We start from the raw sequence: 17,333 nt of genomic DNA on the forward strand, positions 1-17,333 counted from the left end.
TGTGGTATGCCACAAATATCTCTCTTGAGTTACTTTCTACTTCATCAACTTGAGTCAACCTTCCTGCCTCAATAGACTCTAACGCTAGCGCTTCTGGCACAAATGCGGAGCCACCACATTGAAGAATAAGATCGAGTGCTATTCTGCCGGTGCTGGTTCTAAAATAAGGAGGCGTTGCGCCAGTAAACTGTTTTGCATGCCATAGAGAAAAAGCGGTTCCCCAATCAACATAAACGTATTGGTTGTCAAAAAAGTCTTCTTTCGTTGCATTGTCAAAAGTGCTTACCGGAATAATAGCAAGGTCGCTGATAGGCTTAACAACCAGTTCATCCACTTTTGGCGGATCGAACAACACGGCAAGGTCCAGTGTTCGCTCTAATAGTAGTCGCGTGCTTTCTTGCTGTGCTTTCACCTCAGCAACGAGCGATACACCAGGCATAGCAGATACAATATGATTAATCCCAAATTGTAAAAATGCGTCCCAAATATTAGCGGTGCCACTCAACGACAATTGCTTGTGCATATTGTTTGCCAGTGCAACATCGACTTTGGCGCGCTGCATCCCAGTTAAGATCATTTTGGCGTGTGGTAACAATCTTTCACCCGGCGCAGTTAACTGAATATTGTTACGCTGGCGAATGAAAAGATTCACTCCTAAACTTTGCTCAAGCTGGCGGATCCTAAAACTTACAGCTGACTGAGTGATGTATAAATTTTCTGCCGCTCGACCGAAGTGACGGGTTTTGACAACTTCGACAAAAGTTTTTAATAGATCTATGTCCATTTTTCTTCCTGACGATAAAAATTACTCGTTTAAAAAATTATAAAACTTGGTCCATACTCCAGCCAGATAATCTTAGAGGACTCAGTTATGGATCATAATTTAGCGACTTTGAAAAATGCATTTGCAAGCCCCAGAGCCTTTTATGATGACGCCAACTTCCCTAGAGGATTCGGACGCAGTGGTCACTTCACGCTACAAGAAGCCGAAATTCTTGAACGCTGTGGTGCCACATTAAGAAGCTTATACAGCAAAGCAGAAGAACCTCAAAACAGTTTCCAATCTCAATTTGTTCAGGTAATGGAAGGGTTAATTCCCCCAACTAACGCTGTAGAAAAAGCTTGGACCAAATATTTGAAGCATACTACGTGTAAGACAAAGTTTCACACGCTATTTGGACGCTCTAAAGTGCAAAACGATGGTAGCGTGGTGATCCCTGTAGATATTGACGACGAGCTATAAGCAAAATCATCTAAATACTACCAAGCTTAGACACCAACAAAGTAACGTTATTTCTTTCGTTGATGTCTAAGCGGTTCCCCTTTTATTTATACCATCTCAATCTCGATCACCTCACCATCTTCACCTTCATCTTTTAGCAATTTGTTCTTAGTCATTACCTGTTTATTAGCACAATCATTGCAATTAAGCTCAGTTAGGTTAAGAATTAATAAAACAGGAAATGATTGGCGAAGGTTGTGTTACGGAAAATCTTAATCATTGAAGACACCCCCACGATTGCGAAGGTGCAAAAGCATATAGCTACCACTGTGGGATACCATGTAGATATTGCGGGCTCTCTGGCTGAAGCCAAAGTGTTATTATCACAACACAAGTATTTTTGTGCTGTGGTAGATTTTATGTTGCCAGATGCCCCACTCGGCGAAGCGATCCCTTGTACAGTCAAGGCCGACATTCCTACCATCGTGATGACTGGTAACCTTGACAGTCAAACTCGCTCAATCGTTGAGCAATACCCTATCATCGACTATATCACCAAGGAAAATAAACAAGCCTATCATTATTTACGTCGCCAATTAGAACGTCTGCCAAGAAATGAAAATGTCAGAGTACTGGTTGTGGATGATTCTATCTCGTCTAGAAATTATGTGTCAGCGCTGCTCAATCGCCATAAATATCAGGTAATGGAGGCCTGCGATGGCATAGAAGCACTCACGGTATTAAGAGACAACCCAGACATTTCCGTGATAATCACCGATAGCGAGATGCCTAACATGCGAGGCGAAGAACTATGTATCGAAATTAGACGGCTCTACACTGATGATGATAAAGCGATAATTGGTATATCAGGTGTTGAAACCGAAAACTTGTCGACACGCTTTTTGAAAAATGGCGCTAACGACTATCTCAGAAAGCCCTTTAACGCTGAAGAATTTTACTGCCGCCTTAGCCAGAACGTTGATATGCTAGAACATATTCAAACGATACGCAGGCAAGCAAATACAGACTATTTAACCAGTCTGCCCAATCGCCGTTACTTCTTCGATACCGTAAAGAAAAGTCTAAAAGCTAGACATAAAAAGGAACTCTACGGACTAATTGCAATGATAGATATAGATCATTTTAAGCAAGTAAATGACAAATATGGTCATGAGGGCGGCGATGCAGTGCTTGAGTCTATCGGACAGGCATTTGCTAAATATTTTACCAATGATTTAGTCGCCCGATTAGGCGGTGAAGAGTTTGCGATATATTTCAAAGATACGGTGGCTGAACATTGTAAAGAAAGACTAGAATGCTTTAGGGAATACTTGGAGCAAAATAGTAGTGAACTGACTTCACAGCAGATCTCATTTACCGTTTCAGTGGGACTTGCAGCACAAATAACTGCAGATATTGAAAGCCTGATAAAACAAGCGGATGAGTGTTTATATCAGGCGAAAGCTTCGGGAAGAAACCGCTTAGTTCACTAAGCGCTTTCTTTTATCTCGATAAGAATCAAAGCTAAACATCACAAGCGCTCCCCAAATAAAGGCAAACGTTATTGCTCGCTCTGCGTCAAAGGCTTCCCCGTAAAGCAGCACCGCTAATATAAACATCAAGCTCGGCCCGATATATTGAAAAAAGCCAAGTGTCGTATAGGGTATTCGCTTTGCAGCTGCGGTAAAACATAACAAAGGCAATGTTGTTACCACCCCCGCACTTATCAATAAGGTGTTGGTGTACCAATCGTTATGCCAAAGGTTACTCGTAGCACTTGGCTCAACCCACCACCAATAAGCAAGTGCAATTGGGGTAAGAATAAGTGCTTCAACCAGCAAACCAGGAAGCGATTCAACCGCTAATGTCTTACGTAGCAATCCATATATCGCAAAAGATCCCGCAAGTGAAAACGCAATAACGGGGAATGAGCCAAAACTGATTAACTGTAACACCACACCAACAATCGCCAATAACACAGCAAACTTTTGTGCCGTTCTTAACCTTTCAGATAAGAATAACATCCCCAGCAGCACGTTAAGGAGTGGGTTGATGTAATAACCTAAGCTAGCATCTAACATAAAGCCGTTATTGACAGACCAAATAAATAAACCCCAGTTAAAACCCAATAGCAACGCGGTGAGTGTCAACATCGCCAGTAACTTAGGATTAATCAGTATGGCCTTAATCTTGGGCCATTGCCGCTTTGCCAGCACTATTAGCGCAATAAAAAATACAGACCATACAACGCGATGAATGAGTATCTCAATCGCATCAACATGGACGAGTTGCTTAAAATAGATGGGTGCAAGTCCCCACATAAAAAAGGCGAGTACAGCGAGTAAGTGGCCTTTCTTTTGTTCTTCAATCACGGGCGTTTAACCTTGGAGGGATTAACTAAGAGGTCAATCATTATACTTCTTTTCACTAATCACGGCGATGAAAGTTCGATGAATTCACAATCACAAAGTCTACAACCCACAAGTGCTCAAAACTTATTCAAGTCTCTTCAGATTAGATAAAAAGCAAAGACAAGGTTCAAAAAAAGCTCTAAAATGACGCCGATGGATACCCTCGTAAGCACCCCAATTAACGATCCTCATTCAGTACTGAAAGATGTTTTTGGCTACAGTACGTTTAGAGATGGTCAGCTTGATATTATTCAGTCTAGCTTAGCTGGTCAGGATACGCTTGTACTACTGCCGACAGGCGGTGGTAAATCACTATGCTATCAAGTCCCAGCTGTATTATTAGCAGGCGTGACAATTGTTATATCGCCCCTTATCTCTTTAATGCAAGATCAGGTCGCGCAGTTAAAAGCACAAGGCATAGCCGCTGAATACATCAACAATAGTGTCGCCTGGGAGCAGCAAAGAGATACCTATGACGCGCTTTTCCAAGGCCGTTTAAAGCTGCTATACGTTGCACCAGAAAAAGCTTTACAACGAGACTTTATTGAGCGTATATCCAACTGTAAAATCAGTTTATTTGCCATTGATGAAGCTCACTGTGTATCCCATTGGGGACATGACTTTAGACCGCACTATTTTCGTTTAAAAGAGTTACGTCAGCACTTTCCTTCTGTGCCAATGATGGCATTAACCGCAACGGCTGATTTAGCAACACGAAAAGATATTGTCCAGCAACTAGGTATGCAAGAACCATTTATCTATACCGGTAGCTTTGACAGACCCAATATTCGTTACACCATCGAAGAAAAGTTCAAACCACTGTCACAGTTGTTCCGCTATTTAAAAGAGCAAAAAGGTCAAAGTGGCATAATCTACTGTGGTAGCCGTAAACGTGTTGATGACATTGCAGAAAAACTGGTTGATGCTGGATTCAATGCAGCAGGTTATCACGCCGGTCTAGATAATGATCAGCGCCAATTTGTACAAAACCGCTTCGCCCGAGATGATATTCAAATCGTAGTAGCAACCGTTGCTTTTGGCATGGGGATCAATAAACCCAATGTGAGATTTGTGGTCCACTACGATATTCCAAAAAGTGTAGAAGCGTATTATCAAGAAACAGGCCGTGCAGGACGAGATAGCTTAGCGGCTGAAGCCGTTATGTACTTTGATCCTGCAGATATCCCCCGCGTTAGGCGCTTTTTTGAAGATATTCCAGACGAACAACGTCGTAAAGTGGAAGAACAGCGCTTTCAGGCGATGTCGAGCTTTGCTGAGGCGCAAACCTGCCGCCGTCAAATATTGCTCAATTACTTCAGCGAATATCAACGTGAGGCGTGCGGTAACTGTGATATCTGTCTTAACCCACCGAAACAATTTGATGGCACATTAGTTGCGCAACAAGCGTTATCGTGTGTATATCGTGCAGAGCAACGCTTTGGTATCGGTTACATTGTAGATATTTTGCGTGGCGCAAATACCGCAAGGATCAGAGAGCAAAACCACCATACACTCTCAACTTACGGTATCGGGAAAGAGCACAGCAATGAGTTTTGGCTGAGTATCTTACGCCAATTGATCCACCATGGTTTATTGAATCAAGATATTACTCAAGGTGCAACGCTTAGATTAACAGAAGCGGCCCGCGCCGTACTACGCGGCGAATACGTGCTTCAACTCGCAGAGCCAAGACTCGTGGCTAAGCATGTCTATCAAGATAAACTGGCTCAGTTCAATTACGACAAGAAATTATTTGCCAAGCTTCGTGCACTCAGAAAGCAGCTCGCGGATGAAGATGATGTGCCACCGTATGTCGTATTTAACGACCGAACCTTGGCAGAAATGGCACAAAGAACGCCAACGACTGACAGCGAGTTTTTGCAAGTGTCTGGTGTCGGTTTTACTAAGCTCAGCAAGTACGGAGCACCTTTCATGCAGTTAATCCGCAATTATTTGGAAAGAGAATAATGACCACACTCACTTTGGATAATTCACACGAGGTGATTATCATCAGCTGTGAAATCACACCTCAAGACGATGAGTTTGAACTTTGGGGGCAAATATTCTTACATCAAGATGAGATTCAATTGATTGAATTCTCTGCTGGAGCAGATAGACATCAGTGGCGCTTTTCATATAAAGACTGTAATTTCAATTTAAATTTTGAGCATTACAGTGAAAGCGTATGGATAGTACCTGATGGTGTTGATGCCTTAGAACTCCTACCTTTCCTGCGCCAACAGCTTTCTCGTTAAGTCCACATAAAGCTCTTTAAGTCTATAAATATTATTACTTTTGTTGCAGAACCAAAGCAAGCTGCAACAATATAATCCATACTAAAGGAATATTAGACTTAAAGGCTCTGTGATGAATGTAAAGAGGATTTCGTGTAATAGTATTTTGCTAATATGTAGCTTAAACGCAGCTGCGCAAGCTGAAAAAGTGCCAGCAGTTGATTTTGCTAATAGCTGCGGTAATAACCGGGTTGAAGCACAAAGCGACCAAAATCTTTCACGCCAGCTAGACAGCAAACAAGTCTATCCAGAGCCTGCAAAGGGTAAGAAGGTCGTCGCTATCACTCTTAAACAACTTAATGTTTTCGATACCGACAAGCCAGAGGAAGACAATGCCCTATTCCGATTTGCCAACCGTTATCATATTCAAACCAAGCCCGAAGTATTAAAAAGCGTACTCCTGTTTCAAGAAGGAGATGCTTACAACCCAAGAAAATTAAGTGAATCAGAGCGACTCCTTCGCAATCAGTCATACCTATATGATGCTCGCATTTATGCTGCTGAGAACTGTGATGGTGATATTTTAGTTACGGTTGTAACAAGAGACCTTTGGACTCTATTACCCGATTTAAGTTTTAGCCGAAGCGGTGGGGAAAATACGTCTAGAATTGGATTTAGAGAAAGTAATCTATTTGGTTGGGGAAAGCGCCTTTCCTTTACTCATATACAAGAGGTTGACCGCTCCGGCTATCAGTTTGTCTATGATGACCCTAATATTTTAAACTCAAGATATCGTGGCCGTTTAGAATATTCAGACAACGACGATGGTGAACGCCACTATATCGATGTGAGCTATCCATTTTTTGCAACCGATACACCATACAGCTATGGCTTTACGAGTTATTCAGACAAACGCGAAGAACCCATATACTCTGAAGGTGAAACTGTCTCAGAGTTCAGCCAATCCACCGATGTCACGCAAGTGTACTTCGGACATTCAAAAGCCCTATCCGGCAGTTGGACTCGTCGTCTCATCGCAGGTCTTAGACACGAACAACATACTTTTCGTGAGATAGCTGATACCACTTTACCCATCGCACAAGATAGAACGCTAACCTATCCTTATGTTCAAGCTCAATGGTTTGAAGATTCCTATGTAAAGGTACGCAATTTCGACTCTATTTATCGTACAGAGGATCTTAATTTAGGTTGGAATATTAACGCTCTATTTGGCTACTCAGCCGCATCTTGGAGTGATGATACGGAGCGCCTTGTCTATTCATTTTCTGCTAATACTGCACACTACACCTCAGATCACAGTTTGTGGCGTTTTTATTTTGATGTCAGTGGTAACTGGAACAAAGACACAGATAAAACCGAAAACCTGATAGCTAAAACGACCTTTCAATACTACTTAAATACCAGTTTGTATGAGTCTTGGTTTATCAATGCAAGTTATACCTACGGAAACAACCTTACCTTTGACAATCAAATCACGTTAGGGGGTGAAACCGGGCTACGCGGATACCCAATAAAGTATCAACAAGGGAGTCGCAGTATGCTACTCAATATCGAAAAGCGCTATTACTGGGAATATGACTTACTGCGCTTATTCAAAATCGGTGGTGCAGCTTTTTTTGATGTAGGGCGCGCGTATCACTCTCACCTACCGATTGAAGCTGATGAATCCGTCCTAAAAAATGTTGGTATTGGCTTGCGCTTAGCACCAAGCAGAGCCAATTCAGATATCATGGTTCATATTGATTTAGCCGCGCCAATTAATGGTCCGGATAACGTCGATAGCGTGCAGTGGCTATTAACGGTAAAAAATCGCTTTTAACGGTGTCGCGCACCAATAAACATGATATAAAGCAGAAAAAATTTCTTAGGATACGATTTTGCATTTGTTAGATTTCGCACTCAGTCAATACAAGCTAATTGTAACTTTGGTAGCACTCTTATCCTTCCCACTGTTAATGAAAGCGTGTTGCAAACTATTAGAAAAAGTAACACGAGGGAAAATAGACTCGCACCGAAAACAACGTGCAGATCTACTCGTTCGTGTACTCGTTGCGTTTGTATTCGTCTGTTTTATGCTCGTATTCTGGGGCATAGAGCTTCGTGGTTTGCTGGTGCTTGGTTCATCGTTATTTGCGATGCTAGGTGTTGCCATGTTTGCCGGTTGGTCACTGCTTTCCAACCTGACTTCATTTTTACTTATGTTTATTCAAAATGATTACCGCGTTGGAAATTGGGTCAGAATTGTCGACGGTGCGAACTTTGTTGAAGGCTGTATTGTAGAGATGGGGTTGATGAGTGTAGTGCTGCGTCATGTTGATGGTCATAAAGTCGTGTATCCCAACAATCTATTTGTTACTCGACCGGTTTTGGTGCTTAGTCAGGAACCCGTTAAACCTAAACAGGTTCCTGCGCCAAGAAGAACATTAGGCCCTAAGAAATAGGGCCTATATCGTCAATAAAGGTTTCTAGCTGCTGTTCAACAATGCTATTTGCATGTGCAAAGTAAGCTAAGTGAAAAACCGCATCTCCTTCATTCACCAAGGGCAGCATTTGTTGACCAATCACGATCCCGCTACGCGGAGCAATAACAGCTTCTTCGCTTTGACCAAGAGGGCTGTCTATATAGGCCAATATTTGACCTTTTGATACGCGCTCCCCCAAATTAACTTGAGCTCGAACAATACCATCAACATCTGCACGTACCCAACTTGTCGCTGCCGCGATAACCGCATCATGACGTTGCTTCCTGCGACGCCCACGCAGCATTCTGAGTTTGCGCATGACATTTTCAACTCCTTGCAACCCAGCGGCAATGGCCAATGAGTCAAACCGCAAAGCCTCTCCTGCCTCATAGGTGATAACAGGAATGTCCAATCCAGCGGCTTCACTTCGCAACGAACCGTTACGTAGTCGCGCATCTATCGCAACCGGTGTACCAAACGCCATAGCCATTTCTTTGGTCATTTCGCAGGACAAGTCACCACGGATCTGCGGTAAATTAGAGCGATGAATAGCGCCGGTATGTAAATCGATAATATGGGTGCATTTTTTTACCACTAAGTCGAAAAACATAGATGCCATTCGAGCCCCTAAAGAGCCTTGCTCAGAACCTGGAAAACAGCGGTTTAGGTCTCGTCTGTCAGGTAAATAACGAGACTTATGAATAAAGCCAAAGATATTCACGATAGGCACCGCTATCAACGTGCCACGTAGCGTTGCGGCATCGACTTTACTTAATAGCTGGCGCACGACCTCAACGCCATTCAATTCATCACCATGAATTGCGGCACAGACCAAAAGTACCGGCCCGGCCTCAGCACCATTAACGACTTCAATCGGAATGGTCATTGGCGTGTGGGTGTAGAGTTTGGCCACTTCCAACTGGACAGTCTGCCTTTCAGCAACACCCACTCGTGTATCTAATAACGTAAAGGGTTGGTTGATTTTAACCTTTGCCACGTGTAGCAGTCCTTTTCGCCGCTGCATTCTTCTCGATAAAGGAGATGATCAAGCTAGCTATGTCTTTACCTGTTGCCTTTTCAATGCCCTCAAGGCCCGGAGATGAGTTCACTTCCATCACCAAAGGACCACGCTCTGAACGCAATAAATCTACACCGGCAACATTTAGGCCCATGGCCTTTGCTGCAGCAATTGCAGTACGGCGCTCTTCCGGAGTGATTTTTACCAAGGTCGCAGAACCACCACGATGCAGATTTGAACGGAATTCACCCTCTTGCGCTTGACGCTTCATCGCGGCAATGACACGATCGCCGATAACGAAACAGCGAATGTCTGCACCACCAGCTTCTTTAATATATTCTTGCACCATAATATTGGCTTTTAAGCCCATAAATGCTTCGATAACGCTTTCTGCCGCTTTACGTGTCTCAGCTAACACCACGCCAATACCTTGTGTGCCTTCTAGTAGCTTGATCACAACTGGTGTGCCACCAACCATTTCCAGTAAGTCTTTAACGTCATCAGGCTTACTGGCAAAGCCTGTGATTGGCATGCCTACGCCTTTTCTTGACAGTAGCTGTAATGAACGCAACTTATCTCTTGAGCGAGTGATTGCAACAGACTCATTCAATGGGTACACCCCCATCATTTCAAACTGTCTGAGTACCGCACAACCATAAAATGTCACAGAGGCACCAATTCGCGGAACAATCGCATCAAAGCCGCTCAACTGCTGACCCTTAAAGTGAATTTCAGGCTCACTACTATTGATATTCATATAACAACGTAGCGCGTCAATAACCTCTACTTCGTGCCCACGCTGCTCTGCCGCTTCAATTAAACGACGTGTTGAATATAAAGATTGATTCCTTGAAAGAATGCCAATTTTCATGATTTATCCGTTTTATTACTTAAATATGACTGTTCTGGATCAACAAGGATGCGGCCTCGCATCGCCGTACGGCCCAGTAACATTCTAAATTTCATGGTTTCTCTATCGCTTAGCGTGATTTCAATTGGCCAAGCCTGATTGCCGATAGTTAAATTTGTTTCTATTACATAACGTAGTTCTTTATGACCGCCCGAATCGGTAACAACGCGCTCATCTACTACTTTTGCTTCGCTACAGACTTCATAGTCGGTATTGTCTTGTTTGGGATGGATCCAAAACCTTACCCAAAGTTCATCTTGTTCTGTTTTGAAAGGCTCAACCTTAAAGGCGTGCAGACATGATGTTCTTGCTCCAGTATCTACTTTCGCTTTGATTTTTTCGATACCTAAATCGGGTAAGGAAAGCCACTCTCTCCAACCAACTGTGATCATATTATGCTCTCGTACAAAATGAGTTCGGACTTATACGCTGATTCAAGTCACTTGAAAAACAAAATAAATTTATCCTAAAGATAAAAACGCTCTGTTAAGCCAAGCACCTTAACTTACAGTAACACCACTTACACATTTTTCAAGGTAAAGCCCTATACTGAGTTAAAGTAAAACTTAGCACTCAAACAATTTATTTCATCGCCAAGATTTTAGGACCTAAATAAATTTGAAAAATAAATAATCTATGTCAATCTTGGAACGAACTTTCTAATAGGAATTAACTATGGCTGGATTACTCCATGCGTTTGTGCTCGACGGTCAGGGGGGCGGTAGACTACTTTGCGATCTGAGTGAAGTAAAATCCGTAATTCACAAAGAACCTCTTTGGCTCCATTTCGACTATAGCTTCGACGAAACGACCGAATGGCTGAAGCAACAAACGTTTTTGGATGACTGGGAAAGAGAAGCGCTAACCGCAGATGAAACTCGTCCGAGGACGGCTAATGGTGATGAAGGCTTGCTGGTATTCTTGCGCGGTGTGAATCTTAACCCCAAGCAAAGCCCTGAAGACATGGTTTCTATTCGCTGTTTTGCAAACGATAAACTACTTATCACCTGTCGTAAGCGTCATATTATGTCTGCCCAAGATATGCTGGCATCGCTTAAAAAGGGTCAAGGCGCAAAAAGTATCGGTGAGTTACTGTCTACATTGGTGATGCGACTTTCTGTACGAATGCAAGACATCATCTGGCAGATAGAAGAGCAGCTTGACGAATTTGAAGACGCGATGGAAAGCAGTGAGCAGATGCCCAACCATCAGCAACTTTCAACATTAAGAAGACAAACCATTGGTTTAAAACGCTACCTTAAGCCACAAAAACTTGCTATTAGCGAACTGCTATTGGCAAAGCTCGCTTGGCTCGACGAAGATCACCATCACATGATTGAAGAGGCGAGCAATGCCTTAAGTCGATATATCGAAGAGTTAGAAGCGGCGATTGAGCGTGCACAAGTTATCCAAAATGCAATCACCAACCATCAAAATGAACAGTTAAACCAAAGAATGTACGTAATGTCCGTTGTTGCTGCGTTATTCTTACCACTGGGGTTTTTAACGGGTTTGTTGGGGGTGAATATTGGCGGTATTCCTGGCACAGAATGGGGTGGCGCATTTAGCTTTTTTGTTATTATGTTAGTAGTGCTCACTGGCGGTATTGGCGTCTACTTTAAACGCAAAGGCTGGTTGTAAATAGGAGTAATTATTGGCGCTCTCGCTAGGGATCGAACCTAGAACTCAGCCTCCGGAGGGCTACGTGATATCCATTTCACCACGAGAGCGTCGGCATCATAATAATGCTAAGATCAAAAAATTGCCAGACAATGTTTTCTATATGACTAATTAGTAACCTATTTTTTAAAAAAAGCTGTACTTTGAGCAAAAAACCAGTTATTCAACTATGCTTTGAAAATAATAAAATAGACTGATATTGCTGCCAGTTCAGAAATATCGCGATACATCATTGAGGATCCCAAATATGACACCTATGACAACAGAGCAAGTTGCAGAGTTTCTTGAAGTAAAGGTTGAACGCGTAAGACGCCTCGCACGAGAAAACTTGCTAGTCGCCAAAGACACAGATGCCAGTGGCGAACCTATTTTTGACAAAGCCGATGTTGAAAAATACAAAGAGCTAGCACAGCGACTGGGTGGGATCTAGCCCTTTCAGTAACGATGGCCAGTCTTGTGTTCAGGGAATGTCACACGCTACTGGCTCAGCTAGTTGCTACGATAACCACTGCTTCAGTAACTGTCTCAGCTCCTCAGCTTCTGTTATTACGCCACGCTGCTCGTACCATTGAATACTAACAATCAAATAAATTTGGCAAAATACCGTCAGTTTAACTTGAGCATATGAGGGCATGGCTTGCCGCTTTAGAGAAAAGTAAGACTCAACAACCGTGAGTGCTTCTTCAACGTCACAGCTAAAGCTACACACCAGTGCCGCTAAATCAAAAAATATGTCACTGTGACAAGCATACTCAAAGTCAATTAACCGAACTCCTTCTGGACTTTGAATAATATTGCTCATGACTAAGTCATTGTGACAAAACGCTTGATCCACGGGTAAATAAGCTAAGTTTTTGATAAGCCATTCGATATCAACCAAGTGACGCAGCTTCTCATCAATAGCTTGGACATAACCGACTAAGTCTAGTACTTCATAAACTTCAAGCTCTAAGCTGTGCACCTGGATAACTTGCACTAACAATGCAGTGTTTAGCCTTGGCTCAACACACACTTCTGGCATAAAGGTGAACAGCGCCATACGAGTACGTAAATCGTACTGCAGTACGTCAGAAGTAATACCTTGCAGTGCTAATTTATTCTGTGCCTTTAAGGCCTCAGTAGGAATACCATGGCTATAGCATTTTAATAGATAGCTTTCGCCTTTACTCACCATCAGGTAATTATTGTTACTCACACCTTTAGTTAGCTTTTCTAATCGCTCAGCTGAAACCTTGAATACGGTATCCACCTTTACTTTTAATTGTTCAAGCTCAGAGTGCTGCAAGCGTCTTTCCTTGCTTCGCTTCATATTCTTCGTACCAACGCTTGTAGCCCCAACAAGCCATCAAGGTGTAGAAAATAAATAGTACCAGCGTAGGATAGAAACCTTTGAGGTAATAAAGGTAGATAGAGGCCGCATCAATCACGACCCAATATAGCCAGTTTTCAAGAATTTTCTTAGCCACTAAATAGGTCGTCACCACCGCAAAGCACGTGGTAAAACTATCCAGATAAGCGAGATCTGCCGCCATATAATGCTTGGTGAAATAACCCAACAGTACGGAAACCACAGAGGTGATAACAATGATTGAAAGGTGTTTTGATAACGACCAAGAAACAATTTCACTGGGTTTATTTTTGTCACCCTGACGCCACATCCACCAACCAACGACGGCCATGACCATATAGTAAAAGTGCAGCAGTGATTCCATCACTAGCGCTCCATTCCAATACAGCACGGTATAGATAAAGGTGTTAATAAAGGCCACTGGCCAACACCAAATATTCTCTCGAATTGCCAGCAACAAATAGGCAACTGCCAGCACCACGGCGATGTACTCCCAACTCGACATTGCTGTGAACCCTGCAAAGGTTTCCGTAAACCAGTCCATTAATCGCGGACACTATCAGTTGGGGATAAATCACCTGAGATAAACTTACAAACAAAAATACATTTCCCGTAAGCTTCAAATGAATGCTTCATTTCTTGATTCAATACCGAGGTCACTAAATCAAATTCACCAAAGACCTGAGTTGACATCGTGTTCGTGATCACCTTGATCCCTTCATGCTCATTCAGCCTATCAATAAAACCTTTAATGAAAGGAATATAGTCTTGGTGCAGTGGATACTTGCTTATTTCAACAGAAACTTGCATGGGCGCTCCTTACAAATGGCAGCCGATTATTAATATTGCTGATTTAGATTTTCCCCACCGGTAAAATCCGATTTCGGGGTATAGTTAATCCAATCTTGCTGATAAATAATTTTACCTTTTTCGTCAAACTTTAGCACTATCAGAAATCGCCAAGGCCCTAACTCGCGTGACGCATAATTAAAGCGATTAAAAACGCCTCTGGTAACCACGGTTCGAGTCGTGGTATCGACTATCTTATCCTCTACCACTAAGACAGGTCGTTCATCCAGCACAGCAAAATTCCCAGCTGACCAATTAAAAAAAGCCGTGATCTGCTCTTTACCTTGTGCCTTATGACCAAAAACCATATCTTCCAACACGGCATCTTCTGCATAGAACTCGATAAACTGGGTAAAGTTCTTCCGCTGAGCATAGGTATTAAAGTAAGTATCGGCATGGCTGATGAATGTAGTTTTGTTACTGATATTAACCGAATTACTGCAACCACTCAGTATTAATATAGGAAATAACAAGAACCCAAAGCGCATCATAGCCACTCCAAAAGCCGTATTAATCGTGTATAAAAAAAGCGCCTATAGCGCTTAATTCGACGATGATAATGTGTGTATTTTTATACCGTCACTATACCCAATGGTTTGGCGGTTTTCCACGCACCACGAGTAAAGTCTGGAATACTCAATGATTCACTGCGATTAGCCACTGACTGAGCCGATAATGGAGAAATTACAGACCAAGCGGCACCATCGTACACGTCTTGATCTAGCGCCTCACCATTACGCAAGCAGTAGATCATGCGCCAGAACATTAAAAAGTCCATACCACCATGACCGCCATTGCGCTGTGCTTCTTCACCCATTTTAGTCCAAAGCGGATGGTCGTATTGGTTGTACCATGGCTCCATTTCGTAATCCCATTCATGGAAGCTCTTAGCACCACCTTGCTCTAACGCGATACGATTAGGGAAACCTGCAAAGACCCCGTTGGTTCCTTGAATAAGGTTATGACGAGAATAGGGCCTCGGCGTAGTCGTATCATGTTGTACCATGATACTGCGTCCTTTGATGGTCTTAATCATCGTGGTATTCATATCACCCGCAATATAGTGTAGTTGATTGCGCTCATGATCTGCCGGAAATTCGCGTTTTGCATAGGCAGCACGTCCAAGTGCAGGAGAACTCATTGAGGTTAAGTAATCAAAACGGTCGCCGCGGTTAATATTCATGTACTGAGATACTGGCCCCAAGCCATGAGTTGGGTATAAATTACCATCTCGCTTAGTATGCCAATGGGTGCGCCATGAACCAGTCTTATGCTCAATTTCTTTCATTTGCCAACGCAATTCATGAATATATGCAGCTTCACCATGCAATAGCTCACCAAATACACCTTGGCGAACCATATTTAGTACCATCAGCTCATCGCGACCGTAATTGACATTTTCCATCATCATACAGTTCTTTTGCGTGCGCTCTGCAGTGTCGACTATCTGCCACATTTCTTCAACGGTCAATGCCAACGGTACTTCAACAAATGCGTGCTTACCACTGTTCATGGTATCTATCGCCATCGGCGCGTGCCATTTCCATGGCGTTGAAATGATAACGATGTCAATATCATCCCGGTTAAGCATATCTTGATAAGCTAAATCACCACCACGATACAGCGCAGGTTTCGGTAAGCCTCGCTCGCGCACGAGATAGTCCGCTGATTTTTCAAGCACTTCATCATGAGTATCACAAATCGCGACAATACGTGCGCCATCGATGTGACTCATGCGCTTAACATGACCATAGCCACGTTGACCCACACCAATAAAACCTACTCGAACCACGTCCATTTTTGGTGCAACGAGCCCAATAACAGAGCGGCCTTGTTGCTTAGGTACAATGCTATTATTTTGATTGGAGCTTGCACACCCAGCCACTACACTCGCAGCCGCTGCCGCTCCTGCGGCTTTTAAAAAGTCGCGGCGGTTTATATTTTTCATTCTTACTCCTAAACGATACTTCTTAACAGCACTAATACTGCTTACTATCAAGCTAACCTATCCCAATCTTAGGTTCAAAACATTGCGATAAAGCCGCAAAAAAAGCGCTTGAAGCGCTTTTCTTAAAATATATTAAACCGTTAAATTGCTCTGATAATATTATTCAGACAATCCTCTTTTTCTAGCACACTGGAATACAACGCAAACTGGTTCTTCGCACGGTCAAGATTATGATTGGCTCTGTGGGTTGCAAAATAATTATCTCCATCTAAGTGATCCGTTAAAAATCTCAGACCTATCATGAATGGCATCACTTTCGCGCCAAGAATAAAACTATCTTTTTCTGCTTCAGTTACACTGTCTTGTAACGGTTCAATATACCCTTGCGCCAGCGCAGCAAAGATATTTTCTCTTACCTGCACATTACTCAAGTTCGTTGAGTCTTCGGCTTCAGGCGAACAGAAGGTACGCACCATATCGCCAAAATCAAACAACCAGTTACCTGGCATACAAGTATCTAAGTCAATAACGGCTCGCGCTGCATCACTCTGTGTTGAAAACAGCATGTTGTTGATTTTGGTATCGTTGTGGCAAGCTCTAAGTGGTACTTGTTTTTGTGCCTGCTGCAGCTCTTCTGCAAGCGCAAATTGCTGCTGAAAAGCGGCGATAACATCACTGCACTTTTCCGCGCGACCATGCTCATCTTTCGCTAGTACTTGGTTAAATGCGTCAATACGCATCGCCAAGTTATGAAAGTTTGGAATGACATGATGTAACTGCGCGGCGTCAAAGTCATTTAGCGCATGTGCAAACTGGCCAAAGGCGTTTGCAGCCGTTAATGCTTGTTGTTCGTTTGCCACTACGTCTTCGCTATAACTGCGGCCAATAAATGCAAGCGCACGCCAAACTTCGTCATTAATATCGACTAAATATTGGCCTGAACTCGTCGCTAAGTGCTTTATGATAGCGAGGCTATATTCTCCATTTAAGGCTTTTGCTGTTAAGTGCTGTTCAATCGCTCGCGCATTTTCAACAAGGTGCAAAGGGTTTGGAAAGACCGTGGTATTTAGTTTTTGTACCACCATGGTTTTGTGGTTGTCCTGCAACAGCATAGTTGTGTTGATATGACCACTACCGATCGGCTTCATTTTAGCTTCTTCACTAATGAGACCGTATTCATCAGCAAGTTGTTGCGCAACGGCTTGATACTCCATATTCACCTCAAAAGGA

At 42.9% G+C, this 17,333-nt stretch carries 19 protein-coding genes and 1 tRNA gene (1 of these 20 only partly in view); 8 read left to right on the forward strand and 12 right to left on the reverse strand.

What is annotated here, in order from left to right:
* A protein-coding gene (locus tag B1L02_RS15745; RefSeq protein WP_010607242.1) for a LysR family transcriptional regulator crosses the window boundary here: on the reverse strand, positions 1-784 show its 5' portion. 62 nt of this gene lie to the left of the window's left edge; only the first 784 of its 846 coding nucleotides appear in the window; its start codon is at positions 782-784; its stop codon lies off the left edge, out of view.
* Between the two features lie 87 nt (positions 785-871).
* On the opposite strand from B1L02_RS15745, the gene maoP reads away from it, so the two are divergent.
* Both maoP and B1L02_RS15755 read left to right on the forward strand, forming a co-directional pair.
* Positions 872-1,243 carry a DUF413 domain-containing protein gene (gene maoP, locus B1L02_RS15750; RefSeq protein WP_010607241.1) on the forward strand — a complete coding sequence of 124 codons (372 nt, stop codon included), beginning with the start codon at positions 872-874 and terminating at the stop codon, positions 1,241-1,243.
* 236 nt (positions 1,244-1,479) lie between these two features.
* Positions 1,480-2,715, forward strand: coding sequence for a response regulator (locus B1L02_RS15755; RefSeq protein WP_174694562.1), 1,236 nt, complete (start codon positions 1,480-1,482; stop codon positions 2,713-2,715).
* Here the strand turns inward: B1L02_RS15755 and rarD are convergent.
* A complete protein-coding gene (gene rarD / locus B1L02_RS15760) occupies positions 2,704-3,594 on the reverse strand; it encodes an EamA family transporter RarD (protein WP_088531783.1) in 891 nt (296 codons plus the stop codon). The genes B1L02_RS15755 and rarD overlap by 12 nt on opposite strands.
* A gap of 183 nt (positions 3,595-3,777) precedes the next feature.
* On the opposite strand from rarD, the gene recQ reads away from it, so the two are divergent.
* The 4 genes from recQ (at position 3,778) to B1L02_RS15780 (ending at position 8,329) form a co-directional block, all read left to right on the forward strand.
* Positions 3,778-5,601 carry a DNA helicase RecQ gene (recQ, locus tag B1L02_RS15765; protein WP_088531784.1) on the forward strand — a complete coding sequence of 608 codons (1,824 nt, stop codon included), beginning with the start codon at positions 3,778-3,780 and terminating at the stop codon, positions 5,599-5,601.
* Positions 5,601-5,888, forward strand: coding sequence for a DUF3630 family protein (locus B1L02_RS15770; protein ID WP_088531785.1), 288 nt, complete (start codon positions 5,601-5,603; stop codon positions 5,886-5,888). The genes recQ and B1L02_RS15770 overlap by 1 nt, the downstream gene beginning before the upstream one ends.
* A 112-nt stretch (positions 5,889-6,000) precedes the next feature.
* Positions 6,001-7,707 carry a POTRA domain-containing protein gene (locus tag B1L02_RS15775; RefSeq protein ID WP_410477287.1) on the forward strand — a complete coding sequence of 569 codons (1,707 nt, stop codon included), beginning with the start codon at positions 6,001-6,003 and terminating at the stop codon, positions 7,705-7,707.
* A 58-nt stretch (positions 7,708-7,765) separates the two neighbouring features.
* Positions 7,766-8,329 carry a mechanosensitive ion channel domain-containing protein gene (locus tag B1L02_RS15780; protein ID WP_088531786.1) on the forward strand — a complete coding sequence of 188 codons (564 nt, stop codon included), beginning with the start codon at positions 7,766-7,768 and terminating at the stop codon, positions 8,327-8,329.
* On the opposite strand, the gene B1L02_RS15785 is transcribed toward B1L02_RS15780, so the two are convergent.
* From B1L02_RS15785 to B1L02_RS15795, 3 genes are read right to left on the reverse strand one after another with little or no spacing between them, the layout of a single operon-like run.
* Positions 8,319-9,347, reverse strand: a complete 1,029-nt coding sequence (locus B1L02_RS15785; RefSeq protein WP_088531787.1) for a succinylglutamate desuccinylase/aspartoacylase family protein — start codon at positions 9,345-9,347, stop codon at positions 8,319-8,321. The genes B1L02_RS15780 and B1L02_RS15785 overlap by 11 nt on opposite strands.
* Positions 9,334-10,239 carry a 30S ribosomal protein S6--L-glutamate ligase gene (gene rimK / locus B1L02_RS15790; RefSeq protein ID WP_010378991.1) on the reverse strand — a complete coding sequence of 302 codons (906 nt, stop codon included), beginning with the start codon at positions 10,237-10,239 and terminating at the stop codon, positions 9,334-9,336. Before rimK ends, B1L02_RS15785 begins: the two co-directional genes overlap by 14 nt.
* Positions 10,236-10,670, reverse strand: a complete 435-nt coding sequence (locus tag B1L02_RS15795) for an ATP-dependent zinc protease (RefSeq protein ID WP_088531788.1) — start codon at positions 10,668-10,670, stop codon at positions 10,236-10,238. The genes rimK and B1L02_RS15795 overlap by 4 nt, the downstream gene beginning before the upstream one ends.
* 283 nt (positions 10,671-10,953) lie before the next feature.
* On the opposite strand from B1L02_RS15795, the gene B1L02_RS15800 reads away from it, so the two are divergent.
* Positions 10,954-11,919: a zinc transporter ZntB gene (locus B1L02_RS15800; RefSeq protein WP_088531789.1), complete on the forward strand. Its 966-nt coding sequence runs from the start codon at positions 10,954-10,956 to the stop codon at positions 11,917-11,919.
* A gap of 14 nt (positions 11,920-11,933) precedes the next feature.
* On the opposite strand, the gene B1L02_RS15805 is transcribed toward B1L02_RS15800, so the two are convergent.
* Positions 11,934-12,008: transfer RNA gene (locus B1L02_RS15805), tRNA-Arg, on the reverse strand.
* 197 nt (positions 12,009-12,205) lie between these two features.
* Between B1L02_RS15805 and B1L02_RS15810 the strand changes: the two genes are divergently transcribed.
* Entirely contained in the window at positions 12,206-12,388 is a 183-nt protein-coding gene (locus B1L02_RS15810; protein ID WP_088531790.1) for a helix-turn-helix domain-containing protein, read from the forward strand.
* Between the two features lie 66 nt (positions 12,389-12,454).
* On the opposite strand, the gene B1L02_RS15815 is transcribed toward B1L02_RS15810, so the two are convergent.
* The 6 genes from B1L02_RS15815 to B1L02_RS15840 all read right to left on the reverse strand — a co-directional run bounded on the left by B1L02_RS15815 (position 12,455) and on the right by B1L02_RS15840 (position 17,317).
* A complete protein-coding gene (locus B1L02_RS15815) occupies positions 12,455-13,267 on the reverse strand; it encodes a phosphotransferase (protein WP_223191943.1) in 813 nt (270 codons plus the stop codon).
* Entirely contained in the window at positions 13,230-13,850 is a 621-nt protein-coding gene (gene pnuC / locus B1L02_RS15820) for a nicotinamide riboside transporter PnuC (RefSeq protein ID WP_088531792.1), read from the reverse strand. The genes B1L02_RS15815 and pnuC overlap by 38 nt, the downstream gene beginning before the upstream one ends.
* A complete protein-coding gene (locus B1L02_RS15825) occupies positions 13,850-14,116 on the reverse strand; it encodes a YkoF family thiamine/hydroxymethylpyrimidine-binding protein (protein WP_088531793.1) in 267 nt (88 codons plus the stop codon). The genes pnuC and B1L02_RS15825 overlap by 1 nt, the downstream gene beginning before the upstream one ends.
* 29 nt (positions 14,117-14,145) lie before the next feature.
* Positions 14,146-14,646, reverse strand: a complete 501-nt coding sequence (locus tag B1L02_RS15830; RefSeq protein ID WP_088531794.1) for a nuclear transport factor 2 family protein — start codon at positions 14,644-14,646, stop codon at positions 14,146-14,148.
* Between the two features lie 80 nt (positions 14,647-14,726).
* Entirely contained in the window at positions 14,727-16,103 is a 1,377-nt protein-coding gene (locus tag B1L02_RS15835; RefSeq protein WP_088531795.1) for a Gfo/Idh/MocA family protein, read from the reverse strand.
* A 140-nt stretch (positions 16,104-16,243) separates the two neighbouring features.
* The gene (locus B1L02_RS15840) at positions 16,244-17,317 is read right to left on the reverse strand and encodes a phosphotransferase enzyme family protein (protein ID WP_045988907.1); all 1,074 of its coding nucleotides are present in this window, start codon (positions 17,315-17,317) and stop codon (positions 16,244-16,246) included.
* Positions 17,318-17,333: the final 16 nt, after the last annotated feature.

The organism is Pseudoalteromonas piscicida (genome assembly GCF_002208135.1).
Lineage (GTDB): Bacteria > Pseudomonadota > Gammaproteobacteria > Enterobacterales > Alteromonadaceae > Pseudoalteromonas > Pseudoalteromonas piscicida_A.

What these genes read in the sequence shown, in the direction of transcription:
- maoP (WP_010607241.1), top strand. Translation starts at nt 872, where the DNA reads ATGGATCATAATTTAGCGACTTTGAAAAATGCATTTGCAAGCCCCAGA.
- recQ (WP_088531784.1), top strand. Translation starts at nt 3,778, where the DNA reads ATGACGCCGATGGATACCCTCGTAAGCACCCCAATTAACGATCCTCAT.
- B1L02_RS15770 (WP_088531785.1), top strand. Translation starts at nt 5,601, where the DNA reads ATGACCACACTCACTTTGGATAATTCACACGAGGTGATTATCATCAGC.
- B1L02_RS15775 (WP_410477287.1), top strand. Translation starts at nt 6,001, where the DNA reads ATGAATGTAAAGAGGATTTCGTGTAATAGTATTTTGCTAATATGTAGC.
- rimK (WP_010378991.1), bottom strand. Translation starts at nt 10,239, where the DNA reads ATGAAAATTGGCATTCTTTCAAGGAATCAATCTTTATATTCAACACGT.
- B1L02_RS15795 (WP_088531788.1), bottom strand. Translation starts at nt 10,670, where the DNA reads ATGATCACAGTTGGTTGGAGAGAGTGGCTTTCCTTACCCGATTTAGGT.
- B1L02_RS15800 (WP_088531789.1), top strand. Translation starts at nt 10,954, where the DNA reads ATGGCTGGATTACTCCATGCGTTTGTGCTCGACGGTCAGGGGGGCGGT.
- B1L02_RS15810 (WP_088531790.1), top strand. Translation starts at nt 12,206, where the DNA reads ATGACACCTATGACAACAGAGCAAGTTGCAGAGTTTCTTGAAGTAAAG.
- B1L02_RS15815 (WP_223191943.1), bottom strand. Translation starts at nt 13,267, where the DNA reads ATGAAGCGAAGCAAGGAAAGACGCTTGCAGCACTCTGAGCTTGAACAA.
- pnuC (WP_088531792.1), bottom strand. Translation starts at nt 13,850, where the DNA reads ATGGACTGGTTTACGGAAACCTTTGCAGGGTTCACAGCAATGTCGAGT.
- B1L02_RS15825 (WP_088531793.1), bottom strand. Translation starts at nt 14,116, where the DNA reads ATGCAAGTTTCTGTTGAAATAAGCAAGTATCCACTGCACCAAGACTAT.
- B1L02_RS15830 (WP_088531794.1), bottom strand. Translation starts at nt 14,646, where the DNA reads ATGATGCGCTTTGGGTTCTTGTTATTTCCTATATTAATACTGAGTGGT.
- B1L02_RS15835 (WP_088531795.1), bottom strand. Translation starts at nt 16,103, where the DNA reads ATGAAAAATATAAACCGCCGCGACTTTTTAAAAGCCGCAGGAGCGGCA.
- B1L02_RS15840 (WP_045988907.1), bottom strand. Translation starts at nt 17,317, where the DNA reads ATGGAGTATCAAGCCGTTGCGCAACAACTTGCTGATGAATACGGTCTC.